This is a genomic window from Enterococcus massiliensis, from assembly GCF_001050095.1.
Classification (GTDB): domain Bacteria; phylum Bacillota; class Bacilli; order Lactobacillales; family Enterococcaceae; genus Enterococcus_C; species Enterococcus_C songbeiensis.
On record NZ_CVRN01000003.1, the window covers coordinates 230,189 to 255,399 of the forward strand.

Sequence of the window (25,211 nt, forward strand, 5' to 3'; positions counted from 1 at the left end):
CTCTAATCCATTTCCTATTGCTAGGTGATCCTATCAGATTATCTGTCATTCATGTTAGACTTCTTCAATATTTTTGTCCAGTGAAAATCTTACAGCATTGCGGCAATTGCCAAGATTGCACAAATAGCAACAAATAAGATTCCAATCAATTTACCCATGAATTTGAACCAGACACCAATATCAAAACGAGCAATGGCTAACGCCCCCATAACGATCGCTGAAGTTGGTGTAATCAGATTCACCAGACCTGAAGCAGATTGATACGCAGTGATGACTAAGTCTTTACCGACACCGGCAAATTCTCCCATTGGTCCCATGATTCCCATCGTTGCTGATGCCAGACCAGAAGTCGATGGAATCAAGAAGGACATTGGAATATAGAAAATAAATGTCAATACGATGAAGACACCAGAATTCAGTCCGCTCAGTCCTTGTTCCCCCCAATGAAGAATCGTATCTGTAATCAGTCCTTGATTCATGATAACTTGGATTCCCCGCGCAACAGCAACCACGATTGCAACACCTAAAAGGTCAGCAGCGCCTGCCATAAATTCTGAAATAAAAGTGGATTCCTTCATGCCATAAATGAAAGCAACCAGAATTGCCATCAATAGGAACAACATGGTGATTTCTGGGAAGTACCAGTCACCAAACGGCAACATGTCTTGTCCTAAAACTGTTCCAATAACTGGCAGACCAGTCAACCATGCTGTGATATTTTCAAACAAGGTGAAGTTTTCATTCAGCATCGTCCAAGGAATCAAACTAATGATCATAATGATAAAGGTAGCAAAGAACAAAATCATAACGTGTCTTTGTTTTTTGGACATCGTTTCTTGATTGGCAATCGCTTCAATATCAAAATGTTTGTTGTCTTTTTCGCGGTTTTTATAAACCAGCGATTTGGTCGGATCTTTTTCGATCTTCGAGGCATAACGATACACGTAAATGATTGAAATCGTGACTAAAACGATGAACATAACGAATCGCAAACCGATTCCTTCCCCCATCGAAATACCAACTGCATCCGATGCTACACCAGTTGCAAAGGGGTTAACAGTAGAAGCAAGACAGCCCACCTGTGAACCGACCAAAACAATTGCTACGGCAACCACTGTATCTAGACCAATTGCCATCATCACCGGAATCAACAACGCATAAAACGGAATCGTTTCTTCTGCCATTCCGTAGGTTGATCCCCCTAAAGCAAACAAGAACATCAATACTGGAATCAGCATTTTTTCTTTGCCTTTAAATCTTTTCACGACCGTGGCGATTCCCGCATCTAAAGCGCCGGTTTTGTTGATGATTCCCAAAAATCCACCAACGATTAAAATAAAGAAGGACACTTGGACTGCAGCGGGTGTTGATTTCGTAAATTCTCCTGCATCTACTCCTAACATCCCATTGACTGGTGCCATCAATACATCATAGATTCCCTGTGGGTTTGATTTTACCTGTTCATAAGAACCAGCAATGATATTTCCTGCATCATCAACGCTGTAATGTCCCGCAGGAATGAACCAGGTAAAGACCGCGATAACTGCAATGATAAGGAATAAGACCGTGTACGCGGAAGGCATTTGAAACTTTTTCTTTTTTACATTTTCCATCTCTTTCTTCCTCTCTGTATTTTTTTAACATACAAATTACACCGACATCGTTATTTTATCAAATCGTAAACGACCTGCATACTTGGATTAAAAATCAATTAAAAACGTCTTTTTCCCAAGATTATGTATATTTCGTCTGAGTAACCGTATGCTTCAAAATTTTCAAGCGAGACTTTTTAAATTTTTATTAAATCTCTGCTTCCATCAAAATTGTAACGCTTTCAAAAAAGAAATAAAATGAAAATCTCGCCCTTTAAAACGTGAAGGATTTGGCTTTATGCAATGTTAATTCAATTTTTATACACCAATCCGCATAAAATGTCCAATCTAGCTCAATTGTACCTGTCATTACACTTAATTATGTATTTTTTTTCACTCAAAAATAACAGCATTTTGCTATTTTATTAAAAAAAAGATCGAATGCTATCTTTGCACTCGATCTCTCCTGATTCTATCTTCTTAAAAATGGTTCATTTGTGTTTGTTTTTGCTTACGACTCAACCAAGGAAGCAGTTTGGCATGAAGGACTAAGAACACCGCACTGACGATCGCTCCTTTGATCAAATTGAAGGGAACGATACCGATCGCTACATAGCGAGCCAGTGACATTCCTAAGAATTGATCGGCACTTACACCGAAAAATGTGAGATACAATGGGGTGATGATGAAATAATTTGCAAGACTCATAAAAATCGTCAATGCCAAAATCCCCGTTACGATTCCAAAGGTTTTATTTCTTTTTGTTTCATGACCTCTAAAGAAATAATACATCGGTAGCGTAAAAATACTGGAGGCTAGGAAACTTGCGATGTCTCCTACCATATTGCTTGGTTCCAGCCCTGTCGTCAACAAATGCAATGTTGAACGGAGAAACGCCGTCATAATACCGGCAACTGGTCCAAATAAAAACATACTCAACATTACCGGAATATCACTAAAATCAATTTTTAAAAAATTGAACGCCGGCAATACTGGAAACGCCACGTATTGCAAAATCAATCCCATCGCCGCAAAAAGTGCGACTGCCACCATTTTTTGTACCTTACTGTTCTTCATTGAAATCCTCCTAGTTCAAGGACTCATCTTCAATCGAACCTTTTCAAATCGTCGCCATACGATGCAAACAAAAAAACTCTATTTTTCTCAGGGAAAAATAGAGTTAGAGTTATTTGAAGGTATAGTGCCAATTCAAATAAGCCCTATCTTCTTTATCCAGACTTTACTGTCGGTATCGGAATTTCACCGATTCAGCCACTTCAATGAAGTGGGTCGTGGACTATAACCACCGGTCGGGAATTACACCCTGCCCCTGAAGACGAACCTTAATATTTTTTTTACAGTCCCTATTATACACGAATCTAACAAAAAGACAAATAAGTTGTTGTGCTTCTTTTGGCTAGATTTCTTTTGCTGTATTCAATAAACTGGAAACTTCTTTCTTATTCAACTCCCGGTATTCTCCCGGACGTAATTTTCCTAATGTCAACTCGCCGTATTTTTCCCGTTTTAGTTTTTGCACAGGATATCCTACTGCCATCAGCATGTTTTTCACTTGATGGTTACGGCCTTCATGGATGGTCAGTTCAACAATACTTGTCTCTGCTTTTGTATCGGTTGACAGAATGGTAAAACGAGCCGGCGCAGTTTTCTTACCTTCAACTTTGATTCCCCGTGCTAATGGTGCTAACCGTCTTTTATCAGCGATTCCTTTGACTTTTGCCACGTATACTTTATCAACTTGGTGTTTGGGGTGAGTTAATTTTTGTGAAAACTCCCCATCATTCGTCAGTAAAAGCAAACCAGAGGTATCATAATCCAATCGTCCCACAGGGTAAATTCGCTCTGTCACCCCTGACAGATAGTCAACCACTACCTTGCGTCCTTTGTCATCAGAAACCGCAGAGATCACACCTCTTGGTTTATAAAAGAGAAAATAAACAGGTTCTTCTTGATAGATAGGAATATCATCTACCTCAACACGGTCTTGCTTTTGAACTTTGATGCCTAGTTCCGTTACTACTTCGCCATTGATTTTTACCCGACCATCAATAATCAGTTGCTCGGCTTTTCTTCGGGAAGCGATCCCTGCATGCGCAATCACTTTTTGTAAACGTTCCATTTATTTTCTCCTCGTTCATTCTTTTGTTGAAATTTTTTGCGAAATTTCTTCCAATTTTCACTACGTATATCATTCCACTAGATTCTTTCTTTTTAAGTGGAACTGACATCCTCGTTCATTCTTTTGTTGAAATTTTTTGCAAAATTTCTTCCAATTTTCACTACGTATATCATTCCACTAGATTCTTTCCTTTTAAGTGGAACTGACATCCTCGTTCATTCTTTTGTTGAAATTTTTTGCAAAATTTTTTCCAATTTTCGCTACGTATATCATTCCACTAGATTCTTTCCTTTTAAGTGGAACGGATACTTTGGATTTTCTTTTTCTAGCAGCAACTTTTCTTCCAGAAATTATGGTTGCGAATCGTCTGCTGCGGGTTCTGTTTGTTCTTTTGTAAAGCGATCAAAAAACAAGTCTGTCGGCAGTTCTTCTAATTCTTCTTCCATCGCTTGGATATCTGGCAACTCTTCCAATGATTTCAAGCCAAAATAATCCATGAAATAGTCCGTTGTCCCATAAAGAATGGCTCGTCCCGGTCCATCTACTCGACCTTTTTCACCGATCAATTGCCGCGCCACCAATTTTTGGACTGAACCGGCGGACTGCACACCACGAATCTCATCGACTTCCACCCGAGTAATCGGTTGTTTATAAGCAATAATCGATAATGTTTCTAAGGCGGCCTGAGATAAAGTATGGGCGATTGGCGAGTGTGCATATTTTTTTAACAAGGGAGCAAATTGCTTTTTTGTCGTTAGAACAAAATGATTTCCTACTTCTAAGATATGCAGAGCAGAAGATTCGTCATCCTGATATTTTTGCTGCAATGTTTGCAACGCTTGATACACCGTAGCAGTCTGGGCTTCCAGCAAGTAGCTCAATTCTTCCAATCCGATGCCTTCATCCCCAACGACAAACAGCATCGCTTCCAATTCACTCAATTTCATTATACTCTTCTCCTGTTGCATAAAGCATGATTTCTCCGTAATTTTTTTCCTGTTCTGCCCGTATTTGACCTTTTTTCATTAACTCTAACAAAGCCAAAAACGTGGCAACAATCTCTGATTTGCTGTAACTGACAAAAAAGGATTCAAAGGACCGTCCACGTTTCCCGGTAAATTGACGCATTTTTTCCTGAAGTTCCTTTATCTTTTCTTCAATTGTGTTTTCGTCAGCAGAAATCGTTGTCTCCAAAACCTTTCTTTTCTTACGTTTTTCCAACATTTGATGAAAGGCTAAAAAAAGATCAATCGTGTTTAATTGATGTTCCGGTAATTCTTCGGTCGTTTCCCGGTAATCTTCTATATCCATGGGTTCTTTTGTATAATACTGACTGCGTTCTTCTGCCTTCTCCGACAATTGTTCCGCAGCATATTTATACTTGCGATATTCCAACAGCTGAGCCACCAATGCTTCCCGCGGATCTTCTTCATAGGCATCATCGATTGGTTCCAATTCCTGTTTCGGCAAAAGCATCTGAGATTTGATTGCCATCAAACTTGCGGCCATCACCAAATATTCTCCCGCAATCTCCAGCTCCAATGTTTTCATCGTATGAATATATTCCATATATTGTTCCGTCACATCAGCGATGGGAATATCGTAAATATCCAGTTCCAATTTTTGAATCAAATGCAGCAAAAGATCCAGGGGACCTTCGAAAACAGCTAATTTTATTTTAATCTCTCGCACCGTCTCACCTTTTTCTATGCTCGTGGGAAATGTTGCTTATATACATCAGTCATTCGTTTTTTCGTAATATGGGTGTAAATCTGTGTCGTGGAAATATCGGCGTGTCCCAGCAATTCTTGTACCGTTCTCAAATCAGCTCCATTTTCCAACAAATGAGTAGCGAAACTATGTCGCAATGTATGAGGCGTCACTTTTTTAGTGATGCCTGCCTCACGGACAATCCCTTTCAAATTTTTCCAAATTCCTTGGCGGGATAATCCTGTGCCATGACTATTCACAAACAGATGTGCTTCTTCCGGATGCTTGCGGGTCAAATAAGGGCGAGCTTCCTCCAGATATCGCTGCACCCATTGAATTGCATAATCCCCTAAAGGCACGATTCGTTCCTTGTCCCCTTTTCCTAAAGTTTGCAAAAGTCCCATACTTAAATGCAGGTCATTTAACTTTAAGCCGATCAATTCACTAACTCGCAGTCCAGTCGCATACAACACTTCCAGAATTGCTCGATCCCGAATGCCTAAAATATCCTTCGTATCCGGTGTATCGATCAGAAGTTCGACTTCCTGCAAACTCAATGTATCCGGTAATTTCTGCACTTTTTTAGGCGAATCGATGTGCTGCATGGGATCATGATCCGTATAGCGTTCCTGACGTAAAAATTGATGAAACCGGCGCAAACTAGAAACCATTCGAGTAATCGTCGCCGAAGATTTTTGAGCTGTTTTTAATTCCTGTAAAAAACTCAAGATAAGAAATCGATCAATCTGATCCCAATTCGTTACCTGCGCTTTTTCCAAAAAGTGTAAATACTGCGTCAAATCCCGTTCATAGCTCTTTCTTGTATTTAAAGATAAGCCTCGTTCAATCGTTAAATAATGAATATAATCAATTACTTGCTCTTCCATCATCAATCCTCAACTTTCGACTTTACCATCATAACAAATAACCCTCTGTTCGAACAGAAAAATATCAAAAAGAAAAGCCTCGTTTCCGTGAACCGACGCTTCCTGTGAGGAGGCTGTCCGCTCATGTCAAACCAGACTTTTTTTCTATTGTTCTTTTTGTTCTGTCAATTCAGAATATGCCGCTTTTTCTTGGCAATTTTTACAAATTCCGTGAAAGGTCAGACGATGATCTTTTACCAAAAAATGATACTTACTTTCAACGACTTCCTCGACTGCACCCAGTAAATCCTCTTCTACCTCTTCGATATTGCCGCATTCCAAACAAAGCAGGTGATGATGAAAGTGTTTGGCACCTTCTTTTCTTAAATCATACCGGGCAACCCCGTCATTAAAACTGACTTTATCGATTACCTTGATCTCAGTTAGAATTTCTAATGTACGATAAACAGTCGCTAAACCAATTTCCGGACTTTTCCGTTTAACAAAAAAGAAAATTTCTTCTGCGGAAAGATGATCCTTCTCATTTTCTAAAAGCACTTGCAACGTAGCTTCTCGTTGCGGCGTAAGCTTAAATCCCGATTCATGAAGTTGCTTTTTGATTTTTTTCAAAGCAGTGAGTGTGTTCATCAGCCCATCAACCTCTTTCGTCAACACTTTATAATAATTATAATCTAGGTTTTAGATAATTATCGATAGATTATATTTATTATAAATAAAATTCCAGATTAATACAAGTTATTCTCAATTAGAATTTTTCAACAAATAGGTGTACGCTTCTTTTTGTTCCACAAGCTTTGCTTTTAGTAAGTGACCCATCGCCCGTTTGAATTGCCCTTTGCTGATACCAAACATTTGCTTAATCGCTTCTGGATCAGATTTATCTGTGTAAGGCATCCGTTTTTCTGCTGTTCGTTCCAAATAAGCCAACAACATCGCCGCATCATCATTGATTGCTTCATGCGCTCGAGGTTTTAGCGACATATTCAGCACCCCATCTGGACGTACGCCGATGATCCGCGGTTGCACTACTTCACCTAACCGTGGTTCTTGAAAACGTTCAGAAGGATGAATAAAGCCCAGATAAAAATCTTCCGTCAGCAAATAAGAACCTGCCAACTTCAATCGGAAAATCGTTCCAACTTTATTTTGATTCTTCATTTCTGCATTTCCCTGCTTGCTTAATGCTCGGAAAATTTTTTCATCTGCCAAGGTAGCCCAAATCCGTTCCTTGTGATCAACGCGCAAAGAAACCATCAAACGATCTCCTTTTTTCGGCCAGAGCTCCCGCATCGTTGGCAGTTCATCAAGAGAAACCGGGATATCCTTGTCAGGTAAGCCGATATCCACAAATGCACCAAGGTCACGACGGGTATCGATTACTGTCGCAAAAGCATAATGCCCTTTACGGCTTTTCGGAATTTCTGTTGTGAAACTAAACTCCTGCTTCTGATTTTGATAGCCAAAACCTTCCACCGCTGTTCCTAACTGAAATTCCCCTTCTTTTTTCGATAGGCGGAAAGTCACCCCATTTTTTTGAACGAAATAATCTTTTTCATTTTCATCAATAATCATCCCTGAAAAGACGGATGCTAATAATTCTTCCATATTTTTCTCCTTAAATTATGATCCGAATAATCGCAATTGCTACGATACCGGTCACGACGATTTTCATAAGATCCTTCGTATAGTAACCTACCACTAAAGCGGGAATACAAGCAAGTGTTTCCTCTAATTTTATCACCGGAAACCGACCTTCTCGAAATTCCAGCAAACTTTGAACAAAAAGGGCAGTCAAAATACACAAGGGCAAAAAATTTAAAAAAGTTTGAACTTTATCTGGAAAGACCAGCTTGCGAGAAAATACAAAGGGTAAAATTCTCGGTATCCATGTAACGATCCCACTAACAACAATCATAATCAAAATCCCACTACTAATCATCAACAGTCACCGTCCCTACGAAACAACCAATCAGTGTCGAGCCGATTACCGCGATTTCAGCAGAAGTCAGCCGCATCAAAAGCACCAACGAAAAAATCACGGTGGCTAAAACCGTCACCGTTTGTCTGGTACGCTTTTTTAGAGGTAATTCTACTTGAAACAAAAAGAGACCTAAAAACATTGCTGTCAATGCAAAATCCAAACCAAAAGCTGCCGGATCAGGAATGAAATGCCCGAGAAGTCCTCCTAAAAGATTGGCAACCAGCCACGTCAAGTAAGCCGCAACATTCAATCCATTGGTCCATGAGGCCGTTACCGACTGTTCTTCTTGTAAAGCGGTAGTTAGCACACCATAGGATTCATCAGTCAGTAAGGTTCCCAGCCCGATATTCGTCCAGATTTTTTCTTTTCTAAAATAGCCGGCGACAGAAAGACTCATCAATAGGTGCCGAAGATTCACTAAAAAAACAGTGACCACAATTGAGGACAACGGTGCCTGAATCGCCAACAAACCGCAAATAATAAATTGAGCACTACCGGCGTAAACAATTAGTGATAACAACGCAATCTCTAAAAGGGAAAGGCCAACACCTTTTTCAACGACCCCAGCCGCAAAACCGATTCCTAAATAACCTAACATCGTGGGTAAACATGCTCTCACACCGTCACTGAAACTTGCATAGCTCACTTTTTGTAATTTTTGCATGAAAATTACCCTCCTTCTTTCCATTTAATTGAAATTATCATAGCGGAAATAAGGAAGGTAAACAAGTAATTTTCAGAAAATAAATAATATTCTTTTTATTTTTATTTTATTGTGTTATCTGAACCATTTCCCCGGAAATAGCCGGTTTTACAGTTGATAGTTACTAGATAAAATGGCAGTGCTGAATCAGATACTCCCTTCATTAAGGAAGAACGAGTATTTGTGGCGAATAAGTTGTAATATCCCTCGCCATTTTCAATCCGAACTTTCTCCAGCGTGTAGCCTCCTTCAACAATATAGCCTCGTGCAATACACGTCGCAAGAACTTTCTCTTTCACCCCGGCCGCCCATTGCCAAGCTGGGTTATTCGCATCTGCAACATCACTGGCTACTGTCCCTAAAATAGGCTGATTGTTCGTATTCGGCTGCATATTAGGCGAAGCCTCTGCCGGTAATGCGGCTTGTTGCGCTGCCTGTTCTTTTGCCGCTTGATTTGCGGCAGCTTCTTTGGCTGCTGCCTCTTTTTCTGCTGCTTTCTTTGCCGCAGCTTCTTTGGCTGCCGTCTCTTTTTTCGATAAGGCACCGTCTACTGCACTCAAAGCTTCAAGCATCGCCGTTTTTGAAGTACTATCAGGAAGTTTTTTCACCAAGTTATTGGCTGTTTGATAATTTTTACGGGAAGCATCGCTTTTCACTTGATCCTTTTGGTAAACCAAAGCAACAGCATCTGTTGCTTTTTGTAAAGCCGCCGCTTGTTTCTCTGCTTTTTCAATCGCCTGAGTGACAAGTTGATCAAAAGCGGAAGTCCCGGTAGGCTTTTCAAGAGTAACATCAGCTAAAGAATCGTAGACTGCTGGCTCTGCCAGATGATCTCCCACCAAAATTGGCTGATCAAATAATTGGTTCACTTGATTGATTGTTGTAAACTTTTCTTTCAATTTGCCATAGGAAGCATTGATTGCCGCATATTTTTCTTCATTCTCGTATTTGTCCAAGGTCGTTTTGACCGTTTCCAGTTCAGCTAATGATTTATTTTCTTTGATAAATTGCTGATCGGAATCTAAATAAAACTGATCCAGCTGTTGTTGAATATCTTCCAAAGCTGAAGTAACTTTTTGTTCTTGAGCTTTTTCTGCGGCAACTTTTTCTTGATGGTCATAAAAAAGCCAACCACCGATTCCAACGACTGCCACGGCTGCTGCCGCAATTAAATAAGATCCTCGAGATTTATGAGGCTTGTTGCGAATAGGTTCTTCCGTCGCCGCCTCTTCATCATCAACCTCTTCAAGGTGCTCAGAGTCGCTTTCAGCTTCTAAAAGAACCTCAGTAGGCTGTGAAGCTTGTTCTGAATTTTTTAAGCCTTCGTCAATTTCTTCAGGAACTGCTGTAGCTTCTGCCGTTTCTGCTGACGTTATCTCTTTCGTTTCTGAAAGTGAAATAACATTTTCTTCCGCTCCATCAACCTCTTCAACAGGTTCTTCTATTAATTCGGTAGATTCTGCTATTGTAGACTGGGCTTCCGCCTGTTCTTTTGCAACAAGTTCTTCGACAGTTTCGCCCTCTTCCCCTTTATGCTGGCGAATATAAGCAGATAAAATAGGATTTTCTATGGGTTCGTCTTTTGCTTCGATTGATTTTGTTGTCTCAGTGTCTTCATCGATGCCATGCTGTTCATTAAACGTTTCCATTACCGAACCAATGGAAACATTCTTGAAATCCGACCAGGCAATATTATCATTTTTATGTGTATCTTTTTGTTCGTTTTGATCTTCAATTTTTTGTGCAATATTTTCTTTGATTTCGAATCCGCAATTGGGGCAAATCATTTTTCCTGCCACAGGTTCAAAACCACATTGTGGACATTTGTTGATCACTATTATCTTGCTCCTTTACATTCATAGCCCTAAATCTATCATATTATTAGATGTTCGCCAATAGTGAGAACATTAGGTTTTCTTTAAATTTATTTTACCATTTTTTGCGTTTGTAACAAAAAAAACTTTCAAAAGCCTTAAAAGACCTTTAAAAGTTTTTTTAACGTTTTTATTTCATTCTTATTCTAAGAAATCTTTCAGTTGTTTTGAACGTGAAGGATGGCGCAGTTTCCGTAGGGCTTTTGCTTCAATTTGACGAATCCGTTCTCTCGTCACACCAAAGACTTTTCCGACTTCTTCCAATGTACGTGTACGACCGTCATCTAAACCAAAACGTAGACGTAAAACATTTTCCTCACGATCGGTCAGTGTATCCAAAACATCTTCCAATTGTTCCTTCAGCAACTCATACGCTGCATGTTCTGCTGGGCTGGTTGCCTCTTGGTCTTCAATGAAATCACCTAAATGGGAATCATCTTCTTCACCGATTGGTGTTTCCAAAGAAACTGGTTCTTGAGCGATTTTCAAGATTTCCCGAACTTTTTCTGTTGGCAGATCCATTTCTGCACCGATTTCTTCCGGTGTTGGTTCCCGTCCTAAATCTTGTAATAGTTGCCGTTGGATACGGATCAATTTGTTGATGGTTTCCACCATGTGAACTGGAATTCGGATTGTCCGTGCTTGGTCTGCGATTGCTCGTGTAATCGCTTGACGAATCCACCACGTCGCATAGGTAGAAAATTTGAATCCTTTGCGATAGTCAAATTTTTCAACAGCCTTCATCAAGCCCATGTTTCCTTCTTGGATCAAATCCAAAAACTGCATGCCCCGACCTACATACCGTTTGGCAATACTTACTACTAACCGTAAATTGGCTTCAGCTAAGCGTTGTTTTGCTTCTTGGTCGCCTTCTTCGATCTTTAATGCCAATGCGACTTCTTCTTCCGCTGTCAGCAACGGTACCCGACCAATTTCTTTTAGGTACATCCGAACAGGGTCATTGATTTTAACACCAGTTGGCGCTGAAAGGTCTTCTTGTTTTGCCGCTTCGGCCTTTTTTTCGTTACTTTTTAGACTGTGGACGGAGGGTTCGCCATTTTCATCCACGACGCTTATGCCGGCATCCTCGATTTTTTGGATCAATTTATCCATTGCATCAGCATCTAGAGAAAAAGGTGTTGCGAGGGTATTTGACAATTCGTCATACACGACCTGCCCTTTTGTTTTGTTTGTCCGTATAAATTCTGAGACTGCTTTATCATACTCGGTGTTTGCTTGTTTTGCCATAAAAAGAAGGCCCCCTTCAATGTAATTCGGCTTGCTTCATCTTTTTTGTTAAATTTATTATTTCAACTGCCAATTCCAACTCTAACTGCTGATTTCCTTTTTGACTAGCTTCTTGCTGCTGGATTCTTTTTTTTGTGATTTCATCAGCAATTTCCGCCTTTTTGAAAATCTGCAATAAGTAGTTGATCTCATGGTCCGAGCTTTCTTCCGGAACATTGAGATAAGCAATTTCAATCACGATATTTTTGATTTCTTGATCTTTTAAAAAATCAAGAAATTCAGGTAGTAAAAAATTCCCGGTGCTCTCTACGTAGGTATCATATAAAAAATAGATTTCCTGATACCTTTCATGAACAAACTGCAACTGTTGCTGTTTCAGTTTCTGATTGAGAAAGGGATCATTAAATAAACGATAAAGCAAGAGACGTTCTGCTTTTTCCAGTTGGGTGAACTGCTTTGCCTTCACTCCAATAATCGGTGGCGACTTTGTTCCACGGAAAGCTGGATTGCGCTCCTTGGTTGGTTGCCGCTGTTCATTGTTCTGTATGCGTTGGTCCTGCCTGAATTGACGAAATTGCTGTTGCAATGTTTCACGACTGATATGAAACTCTGTGGATAACTGAGTCAGGTAACGATCTTGTTCAATCAGCGAATCAACCTTGGTTAGTTCCTTTAATAATTCTTGTACATAATCAAGCTGTTCTTTTTCATTTTGTAGATTATGATGCAGCCGATGATACATCATCTTAAAAGAAAAGACTGTATCCCGCCCGTGATAGGCTAACTCTTGAAACGCATCAACACCATATTTTTGAACATATTCATCTGGATCCAACCGTTCTGGCAAACTGACGATTGTCAATCGTAGTCGACTATGTTCCTGCATCAGTCCAATCGCACGATTCGTTGCTTCAACGCCAGCAGTATCTCCGTCATAACAGATAACAAGCTCTTTAGCGACACGTTCAATTGCCGTGATTTGTTGATTGGTAAGACTCGTGCCCATACTTGCAATACCGTTTTGAATTCCTGCCTGCCACGCCGCCAGCACATCCATAAATCCCTCAAATAAAAAAACCGTACTTTCTTTGCGGATCGTACTTCGCGCTTTATCAAAGTTGAACAAAACATCCCGTTTATTAAACAGCTCGGTTTCTGGACTGTTTAAATACTTTGGCTGTTCCTTTCCGGAAAGACCCTCTGTTGGTAAAAATCGACCAGAAAACCCGATTGTTTTCCCTTGTGGATTACGGATAGGAAACATGATGCGCTGATAAAAACGATCAGCAAACGTCCCATCTTCTCGTTCTACAAACAGACCGGAAGCAGAATAAAGTGTCTCAGGAACCTTTTCATTTTGAAAAATCTGGCCTAAAAAGTGGCGTTCATTCGGCGCAAACCCAATTTGAAAGGTCTCAATCAGTTCTTGCGTCAGCCCTCTTTCCAGCAAATAATCCAATGCCCCTTGACCAGCCGCTGTATGAATCAACATATGATGAAAAACCTCTACAGCTTTTTCATGCAGCTCAATCAATTGTCTGGATTGCGTATTTTCAGAAGCTTCCACTTCCTGATACTGCTGAGCCATTGGAATACTTTCTAAATCCGCAACCTTGACGACTGCCTCGGGAAACGAGAGTCCCTCTATTTCCTGAATAAAACTAAAAACATTTCCGCCTTTCCCACAGCCAAAACAATGAAAAATCTGTTTATCCTCGGCTACTGAAAAGGAAGGTGTTTTTTCTTCGTGAAATGGACACAACCCGGAATAGTTTTTTCCTGATTTTTTTAATTGGACATATTGTCCAACCACTTCAACGATATTTGTCTTCGACCGAATTTCCTCAATCACGGTTGAAGGAATTCTTTTTACCATTTCACTCACCTCCTGCGAGAAATGCTAAGACGAGTTTTTGATAATGAATGTCCGTAAAAAATCGCACTAACCGAAATCAGCGCGATTTAGAAATTGACACAATTATACATGTTTCATTCTATCATAATTCCGCTGTTTTTCAAGCTTTTTATCCTAAGAAACTTTTCAAATCACTAAAGTCGAAAGAGAGGAAAAAATGTTTTTCCCCTCTCAAGACTAATTTCTATTTGTATTCATTCTCTAGTTTACTCATCCATGCACCTAATGCCGCACCTGCTGCACATAAAATTACGCAAGCGACATAACTGCCAGCAGTAAAACCGGAATAATCTGTGGGAATAATCATGATTGTCGAAGCAAAAACTACACCTAAAATAAAGTGGAATAATTGCGGATAAGCTTTGCTGAAAATATAATCCATAACCTTCGAAAGACCTAGAACCGTAATGATTCCGCCAATTCCGATAGGCAAAATCACACCAAAATTCAATTCTTTGATTCCGTCAGACATCGCTTTATACATGCCCATATAAACCAGAAAGTTAGAAGGACTAAGACCTGGCACGATCATTCCTAAACCAATCAGTCCGCCGGCAATCATCCAGGTTACAAAATTTTGATCCACATGAGAGAAAAGGCCTGAACCTTTCCATAAGAACAAGAAGCCCAAAACGAAACTAACCGCCAAAATAATCAATTCCCGAGTGGAACGTCCTTTCTTACCAGCCTCTTTCCATAACGCAGGCACAGTTCCGATAATACAGCCAACGAAAAACCATAAAATAATCGTTTCATAAGCTCCCAACAAAAAGCTGACAGCGAAGGAGAGTAAAAAGACTCCAGTAACTCCTCCTAACCCTACAGGAATAAAAAACAATACATTTTCTTTAAAATTACGGGTAATATGAGCTAAAAATGAAATGATCCGTTCATAAATCCCAAAAATCGCCGCTAAGGCTCCGCCGCTGACTCCCGGTAAAATAAAGCCTGAACCAATGAACATTCCCTTTACAAACCGTAACAGCCATTCCTTAGTTGTTGTCTGGTGCTTCTCTTCCATTCAGTTGTACTCCCTTACTCAAATTTCTTTTCGTTTTTTTGCTGCGTCATCTTTTTTGTAATTACCAACTATTTTGCAGAAAACGCGAATTCTTCCTTAGTGTAGCATAATCCCTTTTTCAGTCAAATCAAAAAAGGAAATTTGTCCCTTGAATTTTTAACTGGTTCAGCTTAACTGTCTCCGCATAAAATAAATTGCCACCATTATGGTATAAATACCCGCCGTTATAAAACAGAGAATGAATTCCCCAATAACGGTATTTTGTTTTTTCTTGATTCCCCAGTAATGGAGAAAGGACATCCCTAGAATACGCCTCTGCTAATTCTAAGCTGTTTTTTCCTCCTCGTTCTGCCACGTAATCAATATAATCTAAGCCAAAATTATAGGCTTGAACCGCCGTCCACAAATCACACTTTTGATCCTCTGCTTTTTGAAGGGCTTCAGCCAAAAATTTCACTCCATGCTCAATGCTTTCCTCCGTGCTTGAGATTTTCCCCATTTCCCCGTAGACACTTTCTGAACTTTGCATAATATCGATTACTTTTCCCTTACTTTCAGTAAAGATAATGGCAGCAATCAAATTTTGATACTCAGAAATGTCATATTTCTGACTGGCAGTACTGATTTCCTGATCGTAGGTATGCACCTGTTTTAAAATCAAATAATTACGAACACCTAATAGAATCAGTGCTGTAAATAAAAGGATTGTTATTCCTAAGAGTAATCGTTTTATCCATCGAAATTTTTTCTTCATCGGTTATTTATTCCCGTCCAGACTTTTTAGGCTTTTTCCATAGTACCATTTTCCGAATAAAAGGAGCTACTATTCTTGCCCCTCCTTTCGTTAAAATTAATAAAAATAAAAGATTTCATCCAAATCTTGATTCGACAAAAGCAAAAAACAACCAAACTCGTTATGTACCGAGTCTGGTTGTTCCTTTTCAATTAATTATGCTTCGATTTCAGTTACGATACCAGAACCAACTGTTCGTCCACCTTCACGAATTGAGAAGGTCGTTCCTTTTTCAACCGCGATTGGATGGATCAATTCAACATCGATCGTTACGTTATCGCCAGGCATGACCATTTCTACCCCTTCAGGTAAAACGATATTTCCAGTTACATCCGTCGTACGGAAATAAAATTGTGGACGATAATTATTGAAGAATGGTGTATGACGTCCGCCTTCTTCTTTCGTCAGTACATACACTTCTCCTTTAAATTTTGTATGTGGAGTAATAGAACCGGGTTTTGCTAAAACTTGTCCCCGTTCGATTTCGTCACGAGTGATTCCCCGTAACAAGACACCGACGTTATCTCCGGCTTGCCCATAATCCAATGTTTTACGGAACATTTCCAAACCAGTAACTACAGCTTTTTGTGTTTCAGGTTTGATACCGACGATTTCTATTTCATCCCCTACCTTGACTTCACCACGATCAATACGTCCAGAAGCAACGGTACCGCGTCCAGTGATTGAAAAGACATCTTCAACTGGCAACAAGAATGGTTTGTCATTGTCACGTTCAGGGGTTGGAATGTATTCATCCACTGTATCCATTAATTCCATGATAGCAGCTTCCGCTTCAGGATCCCCTTCCAAGGCTTTTAATGCAGATCCTTTGATCACAGGAATATCATCCCCTGGGAAATTATATTCCGTTAATAATTCACGGACTTCCATTTCCACTAAATCGATCAATTCATCGTCATCCACTAAATCTGTCTTGTTCAAAAAGACGATCAAGTGTTTTACACCAACTTGTCGTGAAAGCAAAATATGTTCACGGGTTTGTGGCATTGGACCATCTGTTGCAGAAACAACGAGAATTGCTCCATCCATTTGAGCCGCACCGGTAATCATGTTTTTTACATAGTCCGCGTGGCCTGGTGCATCAATATGCGCATAGTGGCGCTTTTCAGTTTCATATTCCACGTGGGCGGTGTTGATGGTAATTCCCCGTTCACGTTCTTCAGGTGCAGCATCAATACTTGCGTAGTCCTGTGGATTTGCAAGCCCTTTTTTTCCTAAAACGGTTGTAATCGCAGCAGTCAACGTTGTTTTACCATGGTCGACGTGGCCAATGGTCCCAATATTAACGTGTGGTTTACTTCTATCGTAATGTTCTTTTGCCATATCAAAAACCTCCTATTATTGGTTCCAAGTTTCCTTGGCTTCACTTTTATTATAGACTTTTCCTCACAATTGTAAAAAATTTTCACCTGTGAAAATCTACTTATCTTTTGTAAGTTTGAATCTATGTTTATTATAGGTCAAACTTAGTCAAAGTCAAGAAAGTCGTCTTCCTCCTTTTCACATTTAAATCTTTTGGTAGACGTTTTTCCTTTTTTATAGAATAATTGGTTTGAGGTGAAAAATTTGAAAAAAATAATTCCTTTTTTAGTCGTACTAGCTGTTTTTACAGCGGGCTGTTTTTACGCCTATAATTATTTCTATGGTGGAACCAGCTACTATACACAAATTACGACTAATGGCGAGAAAACGACAGAAAAAGCAACGGACGGCCGTCAATACACAGTCTATATCTATGAAAATCAGTCTGCTTACAATGAACAAGGAGAAAAAACGACAGTAACTCTCCATGAATCTCGAGAAAAGCCCCTGCGTTTGAAAGCTTACCTAAAATTAATAGTCAATCCCCGTAAAGGTGTATTGCGTTGGGAAGAAGTCACCAAAAATGAGCTGCCGGAAAAAGTCCAAAACAAACTAGACTAAAGAAATCACAGCAATCTCTTTCAAGGAAAGGACTGCTGTGATTTTTTATAATTTATTGATTACGTCTTCGACATTCTTAATGGTAACAGAAATCGTCCCGTCCGGATTGTTGATAAATTCGATCAAATCTCGGTTGCGGTACACATCCAATGGTACGATTAATTCGATGCCATTGGATAATTTTAATTTTTGCTTCCCATATTTTTTCTCGGTAATTTCCTTCACATCTTTTAATAATGGCGACTGATCAATGACTCCTTTTTCCAAAACTTCTTCTTGGAAGGCCATTTGTGCAGTAATATTATCTTTGAATACCCGCTGTGCCACTTCTTGAACGGCTACCTGACCCGTTTCTTCAATGGATGAAAAAACTGCCTCTTTCACGTCCGCTGCAATATCATGCTTTGGCGTCTCAAATTTCTCACCGATTTTTTCGGCGACTCGTTTGATGACCTTCACATTTTCTTCCAGTGATGGTAACGGCTGTGTTTCGATTACCTCCGTTGAGAAATAATTTTTCTTCTCACCGGAAAAGGTATATTTTTTTTCAACTAATTCATAACTTAGATCCCCCAAATTCACCGCAATTCCTTCATCGGCTTTTTGGGTCTTATTTGCTAAAATTGCCCGGTTAATAATCAACTTGTTTGCAATTCCTGTTTCTTCTGCCTCTACGTAATGGGTGTAGGCCTGACCATAATTCACTTTGAGAAACGCAAGATAAGGTTGGGCATCCTGTTCATATAAAACAATAAAAACATCAGCACTTGGCGCATCTTCGCTTTCATGGTATTTTTCAAACCAACGTTGAAGCAGTTTTTCGCTGCCGGTAACAAACTGTTCTTTCGTTTCCATCGCTAGTTGGACAAAGCTAGACGCAGCCACCAACTGACCGGTTTTTGTCTGGGCTGTTGATAATTTTTGAATTTTTTTTGTTAAATATTCCCTAATATATTCTGTCGTTAGATCAAGCTCAACTTGGGAAAGGACCGGCGTTCCAGCTTCACGATCCACGACATGTAAAATCGCTTTTTTTAAATAAATGTCCATGTTCACTTCTCCTTCTTTCTAAGGGTAGTAGAAAATGTACCAAGAAACAAGTAAAAATTTTAACCAAATCTGCCATTTAATTGAAATATCTGGGAAAGAGAGGCCGATTTCAGCTTTTTTTCAATTTTTCCTTTTCATTTTTCAACTTTTTTCTTATAATACAAAAGGTACTAGACTAAAGGAGAAGACGATGAAGAAAAAACAAAAACAAAAATTATTAAAACAATTCCGCCCTTCGTTTGAGCAAGTGCGTCTGCAGCTTTTTGAAAATTTAGAAAAACTTGCCCTGCAAAATCATCAGCTAGCGATCCGTGTGTATATCGATCCTAAGAAATTGCAAGAGATGACGATCGAATTACTGGGAGAAACCCATAAGGAACAAATTTTATCTGTACCTATGGATGAAAATTTCGTTACCGTCCTGAAACGGATTCAAAAACAAGAAGCAGGTCTAATGGAACGTTTTTCTTTGAATTTGGCTAATGAGATTGCCGGCTATTGGGCACCTGCTCGTCAAACCCAACCAGTGGCAGAAAAAGCTGTACAAGTAGCTGAACCCAAGGAACAAGCCCCTGAAGAAGCCAAAAATGGATTGGATTTTCAAGCATTTCGTGAACAAATCGAAGCTTTCCCTAAATTCTTTGTAGAAACTGAAGCCTCTCAGCTTTTAATCAAAGAAAAGGGGAAAGAAGACCGTTTACTTGCTACGATTTCTACCACCGAAGAAAATGACTTTACAATTGAAAAAGCGCTGGAACGAAAATATAAGCTAAAAACAGAGGTCATTCCAGTTATCGAAGAATTTGCCAAAACTCCCCTCAATCAACGATAATTAACAATCAAAAAAACGAAGGCTATCTCCAAAAAGTCGTAATTACGACAGAACCAAGCGGCCCAATGGAGTTTAGCCTTCGTTTTTTATTTATTCCTCTGAGATAATTTTACCCTTATTTTCGTAACTGGGTCAGTAATTTAACAGCAGTTTCCTGATTCATGATTGGTTCCTGCTGTAGCTGATCCGATAAACGTACAATTTCATTTCCAATTGCGCCAACGGATAACGCTAAGGAACGTGCCTGCAACGACATATGTCCTTGTTGGATACCTTCCGTTACGAGAGCTCGTAACGCGGCAAGATTCTGTGCCAAGCCAACAGCAGCAATCACCTGCGCAAGTTCCTCGGCACTTTGGACATCTAAAAGGGCTAAAGCTGCCTGTGCTTTTGGTAAAACCCTCGTTGCTCCTCCTACCGTCGCAATAGCTAATGGCAGTTCGATTGTTCCCAGCAAAAAATCTCCTTCTACCTGCCAATGACTCAATCCTTGATAAGAACCATTCCGAGCAGCATATGCATGACAACCGGCAGCAACAGCGCGCGTGTCATTTCCAGTAGCTAAGACCACCCCATTGATCCCATTCATGATTCCCTTGTTATGAGTCACCGCCCGATAAGGATCAAGGGCAGCATACTGACTTGCTGCTGCAATCTTTTCAGCAACAGCCTTACCATTTTTTTTGGCTAACCGATCCACAGGTATGCGACAAGAAACATTGACTAAAGATTCTGTTGCATAATTACTTAAAATACTAAACAAAATATCTTCTTCTGGAAACCAGTCGCGAAAAGTTGTCGCTACTCCTTCAAGAATCGTATTTACAATATTGGCCCCCATAGCATCCTTCACATCAATCAAAAGATCAACGGAAACAAAGGTTCCTACTTGTCGCGTAGTCAACGAATGTAATCCTCCGCCTCTTTTGATGATTGAAGGATAACTTGCTGCCGCTTTTTCCTTGATTTCTGCTTGGCGTGCTTCAATTTCTGTTCTCACTTCTTCGGGATTTTCAACCTGTTGAAAAACAATCTGTCCCCGCATCAGTCGCTGCTGGATTTCTCCTTGAAAATCACCGCACAGCTTTCCGCCATTACTACAAGCCGCAATGACCGATGGCTCTTCTGTCGCCATTGGTACAACATATTTTTTTTCATTGACGGATAGATTCAAGGCTACTCCTAACGGTATTGAAAAGTCACCGATTTGATTTTCAATCAGATGATTTGCAATTGCAGTATCCAAGCCCGCTTTTTCAAATTCTAGCCTAGTTTCCGGTGAGACCTTCTTTTCTCGGACTAATTTTGCCAATCGCTCTTCCGCTGAAAGCTCGTAAAATTTTCCTTTGCTTTCGTTCGACCGCTCCAAAAGAACTGCTAACCCCAATCCTCCACCAATACACAAGGAAGCTACACCATACTGTTTCTGATGATCAATCAGCTGATAGCTTAAGGTAGTTAAAATACGTGCACCGGTTGCACCGATTGCATGTCCTAATGAGATACCGCCACCATAGATATTAACTTTTGCCGGATCCAAGCCCAATTGTTGTTCTACCACACTAGAAGAGGCAGCAAAAGCTTCATTGATTTCAAACAAATCGATGTCACTGATGGATAACTGATTTCTTTCCAAAAGCCTATTAATAGCTTTGATGGGCGATATTCCCATAATTGACGGATCAATTCCCACTTCTACTGCGTCTTTGATAACTGCCAAATAAGGGAGGTCGTTAGCATCCGCATAGCTTTTTGATGCCAATAAAAGTGCCGATGCCCCATCATTTAGTGTGGAAGCATTTCCTGCTGTCACTGTGCCGTTTTCTTTGAAAACCGTGCGCAACTCGGCTAATTTCTCAACGGTGGTTGAAGGGCGAATTCCTTCATCTTCATTGACAATTCCAGTTCCCACTGTCAGGGGCACGATTTCTTTTGTGAATCGTCCGGTTTTTTTCGCCGCCGCAGCTTTCATCTGAGAATGATAGGCAAAAAGATCCTGAGTCTCTCTGGAAACCTGATAGTTTTCCGCAACATTTTCCGCCGTGATTCCCATGTGATTTCCACTGAAAGAATCAATCAGCCCATCCTGCAACATGCTTGAGATTGCTTCCCCATACGTTCCATCTGTTTGATAAGGCAGTAGCTTAGGTGCTTGAGACATGCTCTCAGTCCCACCAGCCAAAACGATCTCCGCTTCGCCTAGTTGAATCAACTGCCGTGCCAAGATAACTGCCTTCATTCCTGAACCACAAACCTCATTAATCGTTGAAGCCGGAACTTCAACTGAAATGCCACTATTTACCGCAATCTGTCGCGCGGGATTTTGACCATTTCCAGCTTGGATGACATTGCCGAAAATTACCTGCTGAATCGCAGATTTTATTTTATTATTTCTTTTGAGCAGCGCTTTGGTAACCTGCGTGCCAAGTTCAACTGCACTGACTTCACTTAATGCACCTTTGTATTTTCCAATTGGTGTGCGTAACGCATCAATAATGACAACTTCTTTCAAAAGTGACACCTCCAAATTGCAATATATCATTAAACAGGAAAAAAACAAATAACATTTTCCTTCTCACCTAAGCTAAAACTAGAAATTTTAACAAACTTTAAATTCTCGCTTTTTTTATCCCCAAAATCAAAGAATTATGATACCTTTATATCAGACTGAAAAATGAGTTGAAGGAGTCTGAGTATGACAGTAGGTATTGATAAAATTAGTTTCTTTGTTCCACCTTATTATATAGATATGACAGATCTTGCTAACGCCCGAAACGTCGACCCAAACAAATTTCATATTGGGATTGGTCAAGATCAAATGGCAATCAATCCAATCAGCCAAGATATCGTTACCTTTGCTGCCAATGCTGCAGCAGCAATTCTGACGGAAGAAGACAAGCAAGACATCGACATGGTTGTTGTTGGAACAGAATCAAGCATTGACGAATCAAAAGCATCAGCGGTGGTTTTACACCGTCTAATGGGCATTCAACCCTTTGCCCGCTCCTTTGAGATTAAAGAAGCTTGTTATGGTGCAACAGCTGGGCTACAACTGGCAAAAAACCATGTTCTGTTGCATCCAGATAAAAAAGTTCTGGTTGTGGCAGCCGATATCGCCAAGTATGGATTGGCCTCTGGGGGGGAACCCACTCAAGGAGCCGGAGCAGTCGCAATGCTAGTGACCAGCGACCCGAATATTTTAATCCTTAAAGATGACAGCGTAAGCTTAACTCAAGATATCTATGACTTTTGGCGGCCAACCGGCTATGAATACCCAATCGTTGACGGTCCCTTATCAAACAAAACTTATATCAACGCCTTTGGAACTGTTTGGCAAGAACATAAGAAACGAACTGATCTTGATTTTAACGATTATGCAGCACTAACCTTCCATATTCCTTATACAAAGATGGGAAAAAAAGCTCTATTAGCACAAATTACTGATCTCAAAGAAGAAGAACAAGCCCGCCTATTGTCTCGCTACGAGGAAAGCATTCAATATAGCCGACGAATCGGCAACCTCTATACTGGATCTTTGTATCTAGGATTGATTTCCCTGCTAGAAAATAGTTCCGCTTTGCAGTCTGGCGATCAAATTGGTCTATTCAGCTATGGTTCTGGAGCCGTTGCCGAGTTTTTCACAGGAGAATTAGCAGCAAACTTCAAAAAGCCTTTATTAACAAAAAAACATCAGCAACTACTAAATAACCGTAAACAATTATCAATCAAGGAATATGAAATACTTTTTTCAGAGAAAATCAATTTAGATACTCCCTCTGATTACAATGACCCAACCCCATATAGTATCGTGAAAATTAAAGACAACATTCGAACATATCTCAACTAAAAAGGACATTGATTGTCCTTTTTTTCGTTGAAAAACCTAGTTCATAGGTGACACCATCAGTCCGATTTGACGAAGAGCCCAAAAAAAGAGAACACCGAAATGCTCTCTTTTCCAGATTTAATTCAAAACAACACTATTTGACAAAGAGCAAAAAAAAGGGCTCTATAATTTATGGGACTGATGAATCAGAATTGATTCTTCAGTCCCATTTTCATTTTAGGTATTAAAAAACATATCGTTCTCTAGTATGATTAAATCACCACAAAATAAACAGACTGAGAGGACGATATGCTATATGAATGATTCTATCAAAAAAATGCTGAGAATAATAGATAAAGATTTGATGATTAAAGAGGTCTCTTACGAGACCTTTCAGAAGGAAAAGACGTTAATCGTCGATGCTGTTCTCTCGCCTGCTCCTCGTGCTTGTAGAAGTTGTGGTTCTACTGTGGTAGATGGAAACGGGAAAGCAATTATAGTGAAAAATGGAAAAAAGGAAACTATTGTCCGTTTTGAACAATACAATCATATGCCAATGGTTATGCGCCTAAAAAAGCAGCGCTATACCTGTAAGAACTGTCGAACCCATTGGACTGCTCAAAGTTATTTTGTCCGACCCAGACATTCAATCGCAGATCATGTTAGATATAAAATTGCTTCTTTACTGACTGAAAAAGTATCTTTATCTTTTATTGCGAAAAGCTGTCAGGTATCTTTGACCACCGTTATTCGTACATTGAAAAAGTTTAAAAGCTATTTACCAAAGCAATCTAAGAAGATTCTCCCCAGAGTATTGATGGTTGATGAATTTCGTTCGCACACTTCCATAGAAGATAAAATGAGTTTTATTTGTGCAGATGGCGAAACAGGAAAATTAATTGATGTCTTGCCTACGCGTAAATTGCCTCGATTAACAAGCTATTTCTTAGGCTGTACCAATCCAGAAGAAGTAGAATTCTTAGTTACAGACATGAACGCCGCCTACTTCCAGCTCACCAAACGTGTTCTACCAAATGCGAAAGTAGTGATTGATCGGTTTCATATTGTCAAACACATGAATCAGGCGTTCAATGAGTTGCGTATCCGTGAAATGAATGAACTTCGTAAAGCAGGACAGAAAAGCCAAGCAGAAAAACTGAAAAAGAACTGGCGCTTTTTGCTAAAAAATCGTGCAAACATTAACCATTATGAATACAAAACATGGAAAAGTTTCCGAGCGCCAAAATACCCGTTTCTTACTGAAGCGATGATGATCGATCGATTGCTTGGCTTTTCCACGCCCCTTAAGGAGGCATATCCCATTTTTCATGAATTAGTTGAAACCTTTCGAGACAAAGACCCTGACTTGTTTTTCTCCTTATTGGCAGAACTTCCCGAAACATTAGATGACGGCTTTCGGGAGAAGCTTCAAAACCTTCTGACCTATGAAGAAGGCATCACCAACGCGATGATCTATCCTTATTCCAATGGAAAAATAGAAGCGAAGAATACCCACATAAAGACAATGAAACGAGTATCCTACGGATTTAAATCATTTGAGAACATGAGAATTAGAATCTTTTTGATCAATCAATTAATCAATGTAAGATAACAAAAAAATCTGAGCCAGAATGAGGTTCATTCTGACCCAGATTTGATTTTGCACAACTCATCAGTCCTTATTGACAAAGAGCC

At 39.8% G+C, this 25,211-nt stretch carries 22 protein-coding genes and 1 riboswitch; of the genes, 4 read left to right on the top strand and 18 right to left on the bottom strand.

Features of this window, described 5'->3' with window-relative positions:
• Window positions 1–89: 89 nt before the first annotated feature.
• From BN1875_RS01635 to tuf, 16 genes are all read right to left on the bottom strand, one after another.
• Window positions 90–1,613 carry a YfcC family protein gene (locus tag BN1875_RS01635; protein WP_048603135.1) on the bottom strand — a complete coding sequence of 508 codons (1,524 nt, stop codon included), beginning with the start codon at window positions 1,611–1,613 and terminating at the stop codon, window positions 90–92.
• 459 nt (window positions 1,614–2,072) lie between these two features.
• Complete coding sequence (locus BN1875_RS01640; RefSeq protein ID WP_048603136.1) at window positions 2,073–2,669, bottom strand: ECF transporter S component; 597 nt, start codon at window positions 2,667–2,669, stop codon at window positions 2,073–2,075.
• Between the two features lie 141 nt (window positions 2,670–2,810).
• Window positions 2,811–2,934: riboswitch (FMN riboswitch) on the bottom strand.
• Between the two features lie 75 nt (window positions 2,935–3,009).
• On the bottom strand, window positions 3,010–3,732 hold the full coding sequence (locus BN1875_RS01645; RefSeq protein ID WP_048603137.1) for a pseudouridine synthase: 723 nt from the start codon (window positions 3,730–3,732) through the stop codon (window positions 3,010–3,012).
• A 350-nt stretch (window positions 3,733–4,082) separates the two neighbouring features.
• A complete protein-coding gene (scpB, locus tag BN1875_RS01650) occupies window positions 4,083–4,682 on the bottom strand; it encodes an SMC-Scp complex subunit ScpB (RefSeq protein WP_147570559.1) in 600 nt (199 codons plus the stop codon).
• Entirely contained in the window at window positions 4,666–5,424 is a 759-nt protein-coding gene (locus BN1875_RS01655; protein WP_048603139.1) for a segregation/condensation protein A, read from the bottom strand. The genes scpB and BN1875_RS01655 overlap by 17 nt, the downstream gene beginning before the upstream one ends.
• 14 nt (window positions 5,425–5,438) lie before the next feature.
• Window positions 5,439–6,329, bottom strand: a complete 891-nt coding sequence (gene xerD, locus BN1875_RS01660; protein WP_048603140.1) for a site-specific tyrosine recombinase XerD — start codon at window positions 6,327–6,329, stop codon at window positions 5,439–5,441.
• A 144-nt stretch (window positions 6,330–6,473) separates the two neighbouring features.
• Window positions 6,474–6,956 (bottom strand): ferric iron uptake transcriptional regulator, encoded by a 483-nt coding sequence (fur, locus tag BN1875_RS01665; protein ID WP_048603141.1) that lies wholly within the window; start codon window positions 6,954–6,956, stop codon window positions 6,474–6,476.
• Window positions 6,957–7,070: 114 nt separating this feature from the next.
• A complete protein-coding gene (locus tag BN1875_RS01670) occupies window positions 7,071–7,934 on the bottom strand; it encodes a CvfB family protein (RefSeq protein ID WP_048603142.1) in 864 nt (287 codons plus the stop codon).
• A gap of 10 nt (window positions 7,935–7,944) precedes the next feature.
• On the bottom strand, window positions 7,945–8,268 hold the full coding sequence (locus BN1875_RS01675) for an AzlD domain-containing protein (RefSeq protein ID WP_048603143.1): 324 nt from the start codon (window positions 8,266–8,268) through the stop codon (window positions 7,945–7,947).
• Complete coding sequence (locus BN1875_RS01680) at window positions 8,261–8,974, bottom strand: AzlC family ABC transporter permease (protein WP_048603144.1); 714 nt, start codon at window positions 8,972–8,974, stop codon at window positions 8,261–8,263. The genes BN1875_RS01675 and BN1875_RS01680 overlap by 8 nt, the downstream gene beginning before the upstream one ends.
• A 101-nt stretch (window positions 8,975–9,075) precedes the next feature.
• Complete coding sequence (locus BN1875_RS01685) at window positions 9,076–10,848, bottom strand: cell division site-positioning protein MapZ family protein (protein WP_048603145.1); 1,773 nt, start codon at window positions 10,846–10,848, stop codon at window positions 9,076–9,078.
• Between the two features lie 180 nt (window positions 10,849–11,028).
• On the bottom strand, window positions 11,029–12,135 hold the full coding sequence (gene rpoD / locus BN1875_RS01690) for an RNA polymerase sigma factor RpoD (RefSeq protein ID WP_048603146.1): 1,107 nt from the start codon (window positions 12,133–12,135) through the stop codon (window positions 11,029–11,031).
• 16 nt (window positions 12,136–12,151) lie between these two features.
• Window positions 12,152–14,011: a DNA primase gene (gene dnaG, locus BN1875_RS01695; RefSeq protein WP_048603147.1), complete on the bottom strand. Its 1,860-nt coding sequence runs from the start codon at window positions 14,009–14,011 to the stop codon at window positions 12,152–12,154.
• 223 nt (window positions 14,012–14,234) lie between these two features.
• Window positions 14,235–15,071: a DUF368 domain-containing protein gene (locus BN1875_RS01700; protein ID WP_048603148.1), complete on the bottom strand. Its 837-nt coding sequence runs from the start codon at window positions 15,069–15,071 to the stop codon at window positions 14,235–14,237.
• 127 nt (window positions 15,072–15,198) lie between these two features.
• Entirely contained in the window at window positions 15,199–15,825 is a 627-nt protein-coding gene (locus BN1875_RS01705; RefSeq protein WP_048603149.1) for a lysozyme family protein, read from the bottom strand.
• A gap of 195 nt (window positions 15,826–16,020) precedes the next feature.
• Window positions 16,021–17,208, bottom strand: coding sequence for an elongation factor Tu (tuf, locus tag BN1875_RS01710; protein ID WP_048603150.1), 1,188 nt, complete (start codon window positions 17,206–17,208; stop codon window positions 16,021–16,023).
• Between the two features lie 243 nt (window positions 17,209–17,451).
• Here tuf and BN1875_RS01715 point away from each other — a divergent pair, with 243 nt between their 5' ends.
• Entirely contained in the window at window positions 17,452–17,808 is a 357-nt protein-coding gene (locus BN1875_RS01715) for a YxeA family protein (RefSeq protein WP_048603151.1), read from the top strand.
• 45 nt (window positions 17,809–17,853) lie between these two features.
• Here the strand turns inward: BN1875_RS01715 and BN1875_RS01720 are convergent, their stop codons facing one another.
• On the bottom strand, window positions 17,854–18,858 hold the full coding sequence (locus BN1875_RS01720; RefSeq protein ID WP_048603152.1) for a nucleoid-associated protein: 1,005 nt from the start codon (window positions 18,856–18,858) through the stop codon (window positions 17,854–17,856).
• 190 nt (window positions 18,859–19,048) lie between these two features.
• On the opposite strand from BN1875_RS01720, the gene BN1875_RS01725 reads away from it, so the two are divergent.
• Window positions 19,049–19,690, top strand: a complete 642-nt coding sequence (locus tag BN1875_RS01725; protein WP_048603153.1) for a hypothetical protein — start codon at window positions 19,049–19,051, stop codon at window positions 19,688–19,690.
• A gap of 115 nt (window positions 19,691–19,805) precedes the next feature.
• On the opposite strand, the gene BN1875_RS13450 is transcribed toward BN1875_RS01725, so the two are convergent.
• Window positions 19,806–22,202 carry a hydroxymethylglutaryl-CoA reductase, degradative gene (locus BN1875_RS13450; RefSeq protein ID WP_082147213.1) on the bottom strand — a complete coding sequence of 799 codons (2,397 nt, stop codon included), beginning with the start codon at window positions 22,200–22,202 and terminating at the stop codon, window positions 19,806–19,808.
• 183 nt (window positions 22,203–22,385) lie between these two features.
• Here BN1875_RS13450 and BN1875_RS01740 point away from each other — a divergent pair, with 183 nt between their 5' ends.
• Together BN1875_RS01740 and BN1875_RS01745 are read left to right on the top strand one after the other, a co-directional pair.
• On the top strand, window positions 22,386–23,537 hold the full coding sequence (locus BN1875_RS01740) for a hydroxymethylglutaryl-CoA synthase (RefSeq protein ID WP_048603154.1): 1,152 nt from the start codon (window positions 22,386–22,388) through the stop codon (window positions 23,535–23,537).
• A 295-nt stretch (window positions 23,538–23,832) separates the two neighbouring features.
• Window positions 23,833–25,128: an ISL3 family transposase gene (locus BN1875_RS01745; protein ID WP_048603109.1), complete on the top strand. Its 1,296-nt coding sequence runs from the start codon at window positions 23,833–23,835 to the stop codon at window positions 25,126–25,128.
• Window positions 25,129–25,211 lie beyond the last annotated feature (83 nt).

Excerpts from the sequence above, each read along its gene's own strand:
- dnaG (WP_048603147.1), bottom strand. The coding sequence starts at position 14,011 with ATGGTAAAAAGAATTCCTTCAACCGTGATTGAGGAAATTCGGTCGAAG.
- BN1875_RS01745 (WP_048603109.1), top strand. The coding sequence starts at position 23,833 with ATGAATGATTCTATCAAAAAAATGCTGAGAATAATAGATAAAGATTTG.
- BN1875_RS01670 (WP_048603142.1), bottom strand. The coding sequence starts at position 7,934 with ATGGAAGAATTATTAGCATCCGTCTTTTCAGGGATGATTATTGATGAA.
- BN1875_RS01700 (WP_048603148.1), bottom strand. The coding sequence starts at position 15,071 with ATGGAAGAGAAGCACCAGACAACAACTAAGGAATGGCTGTTACGGTTT.
- BN1875_RS01725 (WP_048603153.1), top strand. The coding sequence starts at position 19,049 with ATGAAGAAAAAACAAAAACAAAAATTATTAAAACAATTCCGCCCTTCG.
- BN1875_RS01640 (WP_048603136.1), bottom strand. The coding sequence starts at position 2,669 with ATGAAGAACAGTAAGGTACAAAAAATGGTGGCAGTCGCACTTTTTGCG.
- BN1875_RS01680 (WP_048603144.1), bottom strand. The coding sequence starts at position 8,974 with ATGCAAAAATTACAAAAAGTGAGCTATGCAAGTTTCAGTGACGGTGTG.
- BN1875_RS01720 (WP_048603152.1), bottom strand. The coding sequence starts at position 18,858 with ATGGACATTTATTTAAAAAAAGCGATTTTACATGTCGTGGATCGTGAA.
- BN1875_RS01635 (WP_048603135.1), bottom strand. The coding sequence starts at position 1,613 with ATGGAAAATGTAAAAAAGAAAAAGTTTCAAATGCCTTCCGCGTACACG.
- rpoD (WP_048603146.1), bottom strand. The coding sequence starts at position 12,135 with ATGGCAAAACAAGCAAACACCGAGTATGATAAAGCAGTCTCAGAATTT.
- tuf (WP_048603150.1), bottom strand. The coding sequence starts at position 17,208 with ATGGCAAAAGAACATTACGATAGAAGTAAACCACACGTTAATATTGGG.
- BN1875_RS01705 (WP_048603149.1), bottom strand. The coding sequence starts at position 15,825 with ATGAAGAAAAAATTTCGATGGATAAAACGATTACTCTTAGGAATAACA.
- xerD (WP_048603140.1), bottom strand. The coding sequence starts at position 6,329 with ATGGAAGAGCAAGTAATTGATTATATTCATTATTTAACGATTGAACGA.
- BN1875_RS01740 (WP_048603154.1), top strand. The coding sequence starts at position 22,386 with ATGACAGTAGGTATTGATAAAATTAGTTTCTTTGTTCCACCTTATTAT.
- BN1875_RS01675 (WP_048603143.1), bottom strand. The coding sequence starts at position 8,268 with ATGATTAGTAGTGGGATTTTGATTATGATTGTTGTTAGTGGGATCGTT.
- fur (WP_048603141.1), bottom strand. The coding sequence starts at position 6,956 with ATGAACACACTCACTGCTTTGAAAAAAATCAAAAAGCAACTTCATGAA.
- BN1875_RS01645 (WP_048603137.1), bottom strand. The coding sequence starts at position 3,732 with ATGGAACGTTTACAAAAAGTGATTGCGCATGCAGGGATCGCTTCCCGA.